The organism is Stutzerimonas kunmingensis, assembly GCF_002929225.1.
Lineage (GTDB): Bacteria > Pseudomonadota > Gammaproteobacteria > Pseudomonadales > Pseudomonadaceae > Stutzerimonas.
The window spans coordinates 1-1,031 of the sequence record NZ_PISM01000006.1 but is presented as its reverse complement, the minus strand read 5'-3'; the positions used below and the strand labels follow the sequence as shown (position 1 = coordinate 1,031).

General features: G+C 49.9%; 1 pseudogene. It reads left to right on the top strand.

Annotated elements, in window-relative coordinates:
• Window positions 1-121: 121 nt before the first annotated feature.
• Window positions 122-907, top strand: a pseudogene (locus CW305_RS06515) (histidine kinase dimerization/phospho-acceptor domain-containing protein); the annotation flags it as partial.
• Window positions 908-1,031: the final 124 nt, after the last annotated feature.

Here is a 1,031-nt window from a genome sequence, read left to right as displayed (position 1 = left end):
TCGGACGGCGTTAAGACAAAGCAGGCGGCGGGTTTGGCCATGTGGGTTATTAATCAGTGGCTTTGGAGTCGCGCCAGTATATCGATATGTTGTTAAATAAACGAACTACCCGCTCGGGACACTAGGTGCCCATCATGATTTAGCGGCGACCATCTTGAGCGAAGATGGCAGAGTGCTCTTTTCTGATCCCAAGACAGTCGACGTCCCGGAAAGCTATAGGGACGCAGAACAGCAGAATATGTGGGAATGGAAATATGCCGGCCGCCTGTATAGAGGATTGACTGCCCGAATCTCGGTAGCAGACCAGCCCGAACCACTTACAGCACTGTTGATTCTTGATGTCACTAACCACGCGCATTTCTTTCAGACTTTGCAGCGTTGGTTCGGCGTTGGATTAAGCGTCAGCGCTCTAATTAGTGCTGCGCTTGGCTGGATGGTAGTTAGAAGCGGTCTCAGGCCTCTGAGGCAAGTTACCCATCTCGCCGCATCGATGTCAGCAAGGTCGTTGCAGGAACGAATGCCGCTTGAACCGATACCGCTTGAGTTACAGCAATTGGTTCTGTCCTTCAATGCGATGTTAGGTCGCTTGGAAGATGCCTTTGTTCGGCTTTCCAATTTCTCGGCGGACATTGCTCATGAACTGCGAACCCCTGTTAGCAACCTCATGACCCACACCGAGGTGGTGCTGACCAAAAAGCGGAATATTGATGCTTATGAGGAGAATCTTTACTCCAATCTAGAGGAGTTGAAGCGTATGTCACGCATTATTGACGACATGCTCTTTTTGGCCAAATCCGACAACGGCTTGATTATTCCCGAACAAGCGTCTATCGAACTAGCTGATGTCGTTGCTAAACTGCTTGCGTATTACCACTTAGTGGCTGACGAACGCGATATCCGTCTCTCAGGATGGTCTGAAGTAGTTGTGTATTTCTGGCTGACTTCAGCCCCTGCCGATTTTAAAAGCGGCAAATCGATCAAAAACGCTCAGATCACCCGCTTATTTCTGTGTTTTTAGCCGCCGCGAGCAC